At 72.1% G+C, this 8,473-nt stretch carries 8 protein-coding genes; 2 read left to right on the forward strand and 6 right to left on the reverse strand.

Annotated features, from left to right (window positions below; genetic code table 11):
• Window positions 1–85 precede the first annotated feature (85 nt).
• A complete protein-coding gene (locus B7L92_RS14375; protein ID WP_081237840.1) occupies window positions 86–532 on the reverse strand; it encodes an anthrone oxygenase family protein in 447 nt (148 codons plus the stop codon).
• A gap of 90 nt (window positions 533–622) precedes the next feature.
• Between B7L92_RS14375 and B7L92_RS14380 the strand changes: the two genes are divergently transcribed.
• Window positions 623–1,198, forward strand: a complete 576-nt coding sequence (locus B7L92_RS14380) for a TetR/AcrR family transcriptional regulator (protein ID WP_081237841.1) — start codon at window positions 623–625, stop codon at window positions 1,196–1,198.
• A gap of 99 nt (window positions 1,199–1,297) precedes the next feature.
• On the opposite strand, the gene B7L92_RS14385 is transcribed toward B7L92_RS14380, so the two are convergent.
• Window positions 1,298–1,945, reverse strand: coding sequence for a TetR/AcrR family transcriptional regulator (locus tag B7L92_RS14385; RefSeq protein ID WP_081237842.1), 648 nt, complete (start codon window positions 1,943–1,945; stop codon window positions 1,298–1,300).
• A 116-nt stretch (window positions 1,946–2,061) separates the two neighbouring features.
• Here B7L92_RS14385 and B7L92_RS14390 point away from each other — a divergent pair, with 116 nt between their 5' ends.
• A complete protein-coding gene (locus B7L92_RS14390) occupies window positions 2,062–2,883 on the forward strand; it encodes an SDR family NAD(P)-dependent oxidoreductase (protein ID WP_081237843.1) in 822 nt (273 codons plus the stop codon).
• 188 nt (window positions 2,884–3,071) lie between these two features.
• Here B7L92_RS14390 and B7L92_RS14395 read toward each other — a convergent pair whose 3' ends face one another.
• From B7L92_RS14395 to B7L92_RS14410, 4 genes are all read right to left on the reverse strand, one after another.
• Window positions 3,072–3,998, reverse strand: coding sequence for a class I SAM-dependent methyltransferase (locus tag B7L92_RS14395; protein ID WP_081237844.1), 927 nt, complete (start codon window positions 3,996–3,998; stop codon window positions 3,072–3,074).
• A gap of 54 nt (window positions 3,999–4,052) precedes the next feature.
• Window positions 4,053–4,241 carry a hypothetical protein gene (locus tag B7L92_RS40655; RefSeq protein ID WP_081237845.1) on the reverse strand — a complete coding sequence of 63 codons (189 nt, stop codon included), beginning with the start codon at window positions 4,239–4,241 and terminating at the stop codon, window positions 4,053–4,055.
• A gap of 177 nt (window positions 4,242–4,418) precedes the next feature.
• Window positions 4,419–7,667 (reverse strand): tetratricopeptide repeat protein, encoded by a 3,249-nt coding sequence (locus B7L92_RS14405; RefSeq protein WP_081237847.1) that lies wholly within the window; start codon window positions 7,665–7,667, stop codon window positions 4,419–4,421.
• Window positions 7,660–8,118, reverse strand: a complete 459-nt coding sequence (locus B7L92_RS14410) for a hypothetical protein (protein ID WP_081237849.1) — start codon at window positions 8,116–8,118, stop codon at window positions 7,660–7,662. Before B7L92_RS14410 ends, B7L92_RS14405 begins: the two co-directional genes overlap by 8 nt.
• Window positions 8,119–8,473 lie beyond the last annotated feature (355 nt).

Below are 8,473 nucleotides of genomic sequence, written 5' to 3' on the forward strand. Positions count from 1 at the left end.
CCGGTCGGTGTGAGACGGGTACGGCCACCGCTGATCATCGCTGTGTGGGGACCGTGCGCCACCGGCGTGGTGCCGGCCCGCGGGCTCAGGTGAGGGCGGCGGCCAGCAGGGCGAAGGCGGCGATGATGACGGCGACGCGGACGTGGTGGAAGCGGTCCCAGCGGTTCTTCTGCTCCTTCCAGTCCTCGGGCCGGTTCTCGGGGGTCCACGTCTTGCCCCGGTTGTTGATCGGGACGAGCAGCAGGAGCGACATGACCACGCTCAAGATCAGCAGCGCGGCGGCGGCGACGACGAGACCGGTGCCGGGGCGGTGCCGTCCGGCGACGGCCCAGACGGTGGTGAGGGCGAGCGAGGTGACGTACCAGACCGGCATCAGGGCGCCGAGCATCCGGGCCCCGTGGGCGCGGCCGAGCACGCCGCTGTCCTCGGGGAGTCCGTTGAGGATCGGGTTGATGACGAAGGCGACGGAGAACTCCACCCCCACCATCAGGCCGACGACCACGACGGTGAACACCTCGAGTGCGTCGAGCATGCTGCCCCTCCAAGGATCTAGCGCTGCTAGCTGATAAGGCAACGCTAGTTCTATCGCTGCTCGATTGTCTAGCAATGCTAGGATCGGGTCATGTCGGTACAGGAACGCAAGGAGCGCGAACGGGCGGACCGCGAGCGCCTCATCGTGGCGACGGCCCGCGAACTCGCCGAGCAGCAGGGCTGGGACGCGGTCACCACCCGTCGGCTCGCCGAGCGCATCGAATACAGCCAGCCCGTCCTCTACAGCCATTTCCGCGGCAAGCGCGAGATCATCGGCGCCGTCGCCCTCGAGGGTGCCGCCGAGATGGCCGCGGCGCTGCGGGCCGCGGCCTCCGCCGCGGACGGCCCTCGCACCCGGGTCACCGCCCTCGCCCGCGCCTACCTCGCCTTCGCCGAGCGCAACCCGGCGGTCTACGACGCCATGTTCCGGCTCGACGGCGGCCTGGCGTTCGCGCACGAGGACACCCCGGAGCCGCTGAAGGACGCCTTCGCGGCCCTGCTGGAGACGCTCGGCGAGGTCGCCGGGGACGGCGTCCACCCGGCACTGTTCACCGAGGTGTTCTGGGCGGCCCTGCACGGGCTGGCCACCCTGACCCGGGCGGGACGGCTGCCGCCGGAGGACACCGAGCCGAGGGTGGAACTGCTGGTGGACCGGCTCGCCATGTAGCCGCAGGCCCGTGCGGTCAGCAGCGGTCCGGTCCCGAAGTCACCGCCTGCGACCCCGGGCCGGGACATGTGATGACGGACGCTCAGAAGTCATCAGGAGTCAGGAGTCGACCGGGCCGAGCTCCCCCGGTGTGGACCCCACTCCTGTCCGGGGGCCGAAAGCTCTGAGGGTCGCGTCGACGAGTGAGTCGGCGTACGCGGCGGTCAGCGGGCCGCTGCGGTGCAGCCACCGCTGGAAGAGGGGGGCGTAGAGCACTTCGAGGACCAGGTCGAGGTCGGCGTCGGCGTCGAGCTGGCCGACTTCCTGGGCACTGCGCAGGCGTGCTTTCTTCGCCTCTTCCAGCGGCTGGGCCAGCTTCTCCCGGTACTCGGCCGCCAGCTCGGCATCGTTGGCGATCTCGGTGTTGAGGGCCCGGATCAGCCTGTCGAAGGACGGGTCGGCGAACTCCTCCGCCGTGGCACGCATGACGAGCTTGAGGTCCGTCTCGAGGTCGCCCGTGTCCGGCAGCGCGACCGACTGTCCGTCCGGATCCTCGCTCAGAGCCAGGAGGGCGGCGAAGACGACCGCGCTCTTCGACGGCCACCGCCGGTAGATCGTCTGCTTGCCGACGCCGGCACGGGCAGCGATGGCTTCGACGGTGACCTTCTCGTACGCCTCCTCCGCGACCAGGGCGCGGGTCGCCTCGAGGATCGCCTGCCGGGACCGTTCCTTGCGCCGGGAGTGGTCCGGTCCTTTCACGTGGGCCATGCGCCCAGCCTACCCTTGAAATGAAACGAGACGGTCCGTATTGCTGAGCTCGCGGTGATGCCCTAAGCTCAAAACGAATCGAGACGGACCGTTTCCTTTACTGAGAGTGAGATTCCGTGACGAACGCAAGAGTCTGGCTCATCACCGGTGCGTCCCGCGGCCTGGGCAGGGCGTTCGCCGAGGCCGCCCTGGCGGACGGCGACCGAGTGGTGGCTGTCGCCCGCGACGTCGGGCCCCTGGAGGAACTGACCGAGAAGTACCCCGCCCACCTGGTCCCCCTTTCCTTGGACGTCGCCGACCGCCAGAGCGTGTTCGACGGGGTGGAGCGGGCGGCAGCCGCGTTCGGCAGGCTGGACGTGGTCGTCAACAACGCCGGCGGAATGCTCTACGGCATGGTGGAGGAAGCCACGGAGGAGCAGATCCGGGCGCACATGGACGTGAACTTCTTCGGCGCCGTGTGGGTGGCCCAGGCGGTTCTCCCTCACCTGCGCGCCCAGGGCGGGGGGCGGCTCCTGCAGGTCACCTCGATGGGCAGCGGCGGCGGCATGGCCACCGTCGGCTTCTACGGCGCGGGCAAGGCCGCGCTGGACTCGGTCAGCGAGGCACTCGCGATGGAGGTCGAAGGGTTCGGGGTCAAGGTCACCATCGTGCAGATGGGCGGCTACAACACCGGCCTGTTCACCACCGGTACCACCACCACCGAACCCCTGGCGCGGTATCAGTCCCTGCGCACCGAGATGGAGGAGATGTGGGGCGATGCCGTCGCCCCGGAGCCGGACACCGCTGCCCCGGTCATCATGGAGTTGGCCGCACTGCCGGATCCGCCCCGACGGCTGATCGTCGGCAGCCAGTCCTTCGATCACGTCTTGGAGATGGGCCGGGCCCAAGCGGATCTGTACCGGTCCTGGGAGCATCTCAGCCGTACCGCCCCTGGCTGACCGGGCCCTGCGCCACGACATTCCCGTCCCCGTCCCCGCACCGCTACGCGACCCGGTCGCGGCCGGGCTCGGGGACGAGGACGGGACGGAGCACTGACGGGGTGACCGTGGAGCATCGCGGCCGGCGGGAGGAACGCATCACCGCCGACCTGGCGGGTGCCGGGTCGAGGACCGCGACCGGCGTCCATTCAGGAAACGAGCAGGCGGAGGCCGAGATCTGCCGCTTCGAGGTCGGCGAGCTCGCTGTTGCGCTCGGCCCACCGGCCGGATTCGAGGTCGTCGCCGAGGCTCCGTACCGCCCGCTGCTCGGCCTCCGGCCCGACCCTCGTCCACACCGACATCGCACGGCGCACGTGATCCTCCAGATACGCCCCCGGTCGGCGCCAGTACGCCTCGAACAGGCCGTCGGCGCAGTCCCACGGAACGGGTACCGGCTCAGCGCGGGCGCCGATCGCGTCGGCCATCCCGGCAAGCGAGGGAAATTCCGCGAGGACGGCGGCGAACTCCGGCAGGTAGTCGCGGGTGAGCCAGAACCGGTCCTGCCATCCGGGCTCGCCGGTGTCGAACGTGAGCACCACCACGCGGCGGGCCACGCGCCGCATCTCGCGCAGCCCCGCTGTCGGGTCCTCCCAGTGGTGAACGGTGGAGACGGCCATCGCGACGTCGAAGGAGCGGTCCTCGAACGGCAGGCTCTCCGCGGCGGCGGCCACGCACGGCGCCGAGCCGGCAGGCCGCTGCCCCCGCATGACCGCCGATGGCTCCACCGCGGTCACGTCGCGACCAGCAGGCTCGTAGGAACCGGTGCCGGCCCCGACGTTCAGCACCGTCCGCGCGTCCCCGAGCGCGTCCCAGATCTGTGCGGCGATCCGCGGCTCGGTACGCCGTGTCGTGGGGTAAGCGCCGCCGATCGCGTCGTACAACCGCGCACCGGGCATCTCCGGTTGCTCCTCCGGTGTCACCGTCGGTCCCTTCGCCCGTGCCCCGAGTTCCCTGTCGACGACCGTCACCACGGCGTCGGCGCGATCGCGCCGCTCCAGCAGCAGGCCGCGCGGTCGGCGCAGTCGGCGCAGGTGTGCGACCACGTCGGCCGACGGGTCGCCGACCGGCACGAGCACTCCGGAAGACCGTCACACCAGCCCCTTGACCCGCGGCTTCAAGCGGGCGGAGGCTCATGGTTCCTGGGGTGACACGTCTCCCTGCATGCGCACCAGGATCCGGAGGGTCTCGCGGGCCTCCCGGCGACGGCTCGGCCGCTTCGAAAAGGTGGCCACCAGCGCGATGGCCGCGGCAACACCGACGTAGGTCATGCAGCAGATGAGCGAGAGCATCCCGAGCACAGTCGGGACCAATTCGACCATGAAACAGTGGGGTTATCGCCCCCTTCGGCGACTAGACATCCGTTTTCCGCCAGCTTAAGGTCTTCGGCCCATCGGTGTCTGCTCGCAAACAGGTCATGTGCCTGTTCCGGCGGCCGCGTCCAGTGCGTAGACGTTCTTGTCGTCGCTGCCGATGAATCGCTCCGCGCTCGGACCGGCCTACCGCGGTCGCCACGGCCACCGGCGGTGGCGCGGCCGTTGTGCTGGGGTGACACTCCGCAGTCCGGCGAGCAGTCGCCGCGAATCCTCCCGCGCGGCCCCGTGCGCCCCGGGGGCGTCCTCGGCGAGCCGCTCGCGCAGGGAGAGCGCCTCTTCCGCCGCGGCGACGGCCTCGTCCGTACGGCCGAGAGCGAGGTACGCGCGGGCGAGCGCGTCGAGGCTGCGGGCCAGGTGGGGCGCCTGTGCCGCGGCGTCTGTGCCGGTGGGCCGACGCAGGGCGGCGACGGAGCGTTCCAGCGGGTCCAGCGCGTCGGCCGGACGGCCGGTCAGCGCCCGGCAGAGGCCGAGGGTGTACAGGGATCTGGCCGCTGCGGCCGCGTGGGTCGCCGGATCGTCGGCGGCCAGGCGCTGCCAGAGGGCGGCCGTCTCCTCGGCGGCGACCAGCGCCTCCGGCCACCGGCGCAGCACCGTCAGGACAACGCAGAGGTTGTTGAGGCAGCGGGCCAGTTCCGCTTCGTGCGCCGCGGGGTTGGCCTGTGCCAGCCGGCGGAGCATCGCCACCGCTCGCATCGCGGGCTCCAGCCCTTCGGCCGAACCTCCCGCCCGTACCCGGTTGATGCCCAGGTTCCCGAACGCGGTGGCGAGCGGGCGCTCGTGGACCGCAGGGCAGTCCCGCCAGAGCCGGCTCCGGATGGCCACGGCCGCCTCGGTCTGCGCCAGCGCCTCCGCCGGGCGGCCGACCTCCGCCAGCCATTGGCCCCGGTTGTCCAGGGCCCGCGCCAGCATCGGCTCGAACCCGGCCGGGTTGGTTTCGACCAGCCGCCGCAGCACGGCGATCTCCTGCTCGTTCGTGACCAGGGCCTCATCCCACCTGCCGGCTTCCGCCAGGTCGACGCTGAGGCCGCACAGTGAGACCGCGAGCCCGCGTTCGTGCGCCGCGGGGTTGCTGCGGGCCAGGCGGGATTGGATGTCGACCGCTTCGCCCGAGACAGCCAGAGCCTCCGCCCGGCGGCCGAGCGCGGCGAGGTCGCGGGCGAGGTTGACGAGGATGTCGGCGAGGTCGGGTTCGTAAGTTTCGGGATGGACGGCGGCGAGCCGGCGCCGGATGGCCAAGGACTCCGCCGTCGACTCCAGGGCCTCGGTGCGGCGGCCCTCGTCGGCCAGCCACGTGCCGAGGTTGTGCAGAGCAGTGGCGAGGCGGTGGTCGTGCTGCTCCGGATCCGCCTCGGCCACCGGGCGCAGCAGTTCCACGGCTTCGGCCAGAGCTTGTCCGGCCTCGGCGCGGCGGCCGGTTTCGGCCAGCCAGAGGCCGAGATTGCCGAGTGCTTGCGGCAGGCCGGTCTGGTCGGGAGCGGAATCGGCCCAGTTCCGCCAGAGGGACACCGCGCGTTCGCTCGCCGCGAGGGCCTCCGTGGTCCGTCCCGTGTGCCAGAGGTAGTTGCCGAGGGCGTTCAGGGCGTCTGCCAGGTGGGTTTCGAAGGCGGTCCGCAACGTGACCGCGGCCGTCTCCCAGTCCTCCACCGCCTGTTCCATCGCTGCGACGGCCAGGTCGTGCTGTCCGGCGTACGAGTGACGGACGGCGGTGTCGGAGCGGATCAGCGCCCTCAGCACCGGCCGCTGCGATTCGTCCTCCAGCGGCGTTTCGACGATGACCCGCTCGCCGAGACGGGCCGTCAGCGCGGCCATTCCCACGTCCAGGTCGACGTGGCGGTGCTGTGGAAAGTGCTCGGCGATGGCTTGGCCCAGCGGGGTGTCCAGCCGGTCGAGGCGGGCGATGCCGACCAGTGCGGCGCTTCCGCCGTCGACCGCGAGCCGGGGATCCTCGCGCAGCAGCGGCTGCAGGTGTCCGGACGCGACGTGCGGCCAGCGCTCGGCAGCGGCGGCCAGGAAGGTGACCGCCCGCGGGGTCCAGGCCGGGGCGGCGCCGTCGCCGTCACGGTCGAGGAGGATCCGTACGGCATCCGCCGCCCAGGGCGAGGGCGGATGGTCGGCGCGATGACCCGGGAGGGTGAGAGCGATGAAATCCTCGGCGAGGCGGTCGGGGTACAACGGCTCCAGAACGGACACGCCGACCGCGGTGCTTGCGGCCTGCTGGGCGTACGTCCCCGGGGCGCCATCCGGCGGGTAGCAGACGGCGTGGTCTCCGCAGACCTGTTCGGCAGGGCCGACGCCGAGTGATACGAGTACGGCGGTACCGGCGGAGCGGGGGAGCGGGCCGGTGAGCGCCGCCGCGAAGACGGCGTGTCGCATCACCTCCGGCGCGGTCCGGAAGGTGCGCTCCACCGGGTCCAGCTCGTGGGTGCCGTCGCCGAACAACCGGGCCCAGTGGGCGTGCTCGCGGTCCAGCAGGTACGTCGTCAGGCCCGCAGCGGCCTCCTCGGGCGGCGGGCGGCCCGCGGCGTGGGCGTCGACGGCGACCAGCGCGGCCATGTGCACCGTCAGCGTGAGGCCGAAGTCAGGGTGGTCCAGACCGCCGGGGACCGGGACGGCCGCCGGGTTGCCGAGCCCGTAGCGGGCTGCGAAGGCGCGACGCGCCGCGTCGAACATCAGTCGGCGGTCTCCGCCCCCCTCGTCCGGCTCCAACGGCTGTAGGTACCGGGTGGAGGTGCCCGCCTGCTGGTTGGTGAGGGAGGCCCGCAGAGCCGGCCATGCGTCCGCGGTACGGGCGAGCAGCAGCACCCTGGCCCGCACCCCGGACCGGTGCAGGAGCGCGTTGCTGAGCAGCCATGCCAGGTGGGTCTGGGGCCAGCGGTCGGCGTAGTCGACGATCAGGAGCACCCCGGCTGCCCCGTCCGCGCGGAGATCCTGGCTGCCGGGCGGCGGCAGCACACTGCCCGGGCCGTGGGTGGCCGTGATCACCTTCCAGCCGGCATCGACGGCCTCGGCGGCGAAGCGGGCCGCGAGCCGGGACTTGCCCTGCCCGCCCGGGCCGTGCAGCCAGCGGGCTGCGAGCCGGGGCCCGTCACGGCACCAGCGGTGCAGATCGGCGAGCTCGCCCTGCCGGCCGGTGAACTCGACCACGGCGAAGCGGGCGTTGAGCATCCGGCTCGGCAGCTCACGGAGGAACTCCGGATCAGTGTGCGGAGCCGGACGCCACTCCTCCAGTACGTAGAGCGGCAGCCCGTCGCCGAAGACGTGGACGGAGGCGCCCACCACCCCGTATGCGAAGCCGCCGACAGCCGTGACGTTCTGCTGGACGGACGGCGGCACCGCGGGCTGCCAGGCCCCGGCCCCGCCCTCCTCACCCATGGTCCGCCTGTGCGGCTTCGCCGGCCGCCGGCATGGCGGGACCCCCGTGGTAGTGGATGTCACCACCCTGGACGCCGAATGCGGTGCCCTGGCCGTGGGCGGTGACCTGCTGCACCCACCGGGGCTCGCCCTGCGGCAGAGCCGGGCGTATCTCGTCCAGGAGAGCACGCAGTTCGTCCGCGGCGGCCGGGTTCTCGCGGAGGAAGACGGCCAGTCTGCGGTTCCAGACCGGCACGAGTTCCCGTCGCACGCCGGGACTGTCAGCCTCGCTCAGGACCAGCTCGGCGTCGGCGTCCAACTGGTGCTCGACGGTCGCCTGCCGGGGTGGCTCACCCCGTCCGAGGAGCCTGGCGGTGCCGGTCCGGGCCGCTTCCCAGGCATCGGTGGCCATTGCGGCCACCACGGTGGTGGCACCGGACAGGGCGAGGGCGGCAAGGGTCTGGTCCAGCACCGGATCTCCTCCACGTCGAGGCACGGACGGCATCGGGCGGCCGGAGCGGGCAGGTCCGGCCCCGGCGGCAACTGCGGCCGGCCGACACCGCCCCTCCCACTCCTGTGTCCCCGTCAGGACAACGCTCGGGAGAGCGGAAAGGATCCCCCTGGCCGCGGCCCGCACGGTCCCACGGCTTCGTCGCCTTCGAGGTTCGCCTGGTGGTAGCCGCCGTATTCGCCGCCCTCCGGGCAGGCCCGGTACAGCAGGGGGACGAGGGCTTCGGCCATCGCCGATGGCAACGCCTACGACAATGCGCTGGTGACTCCACCCACGCGTAAACGCGCGGGCTTCCTACGTCGGTGGCTAAGCCGCC

The organism is Streptomyces viridosporus (assembly GCF_002078235.1).
Classification (GTDB): Bacteria; Actinomycetota; Actinomycetes; order Streptomycetales; family Streptomycetaceae; genus Streptomyces; species Streptomyces viridosporus.

Bases quoted from the DNA above. Each gene is read 5' to 3' on its own strand.
- B7L92_RS14375 (WP_081237840.1), bottom strand. From the start codon at position 532: ATGCTCGACGCACTCGAGGTGTTCACCGTCGTGGTCGTCGGCCTGATG.
- B7L92_RS14380 (WP_081237841.1), top strand. From the start codon at position 623: ATGTCGGTACAGGAACGCAAGGAGCGCGAACGGGCGGACCGCGAGCGC.
- B7L92_RS14385 (WP_081237842.1), bottom strand. From the start codon at position 1,945: ATGGCCCACGTGAAAGGACCGGACCACTCCCGGCGCAAGGAACGGTCC.
- B7L92_RS40655 (WP_081237845.1), bottom strand. From the start codon at position 4,241: ATGGTCGAATTGGTCCCGACTGTGCTCGGGATGCTCTCGCTCATCTGC.
- B7L92_RS14405 (WP_081237847.1), bottom strand. From the start codon at position 7,667: ATGGGTGAGGAGGGCGGGGCCGGGGCCTGGCAGCCCGCGGTGCCGCCG.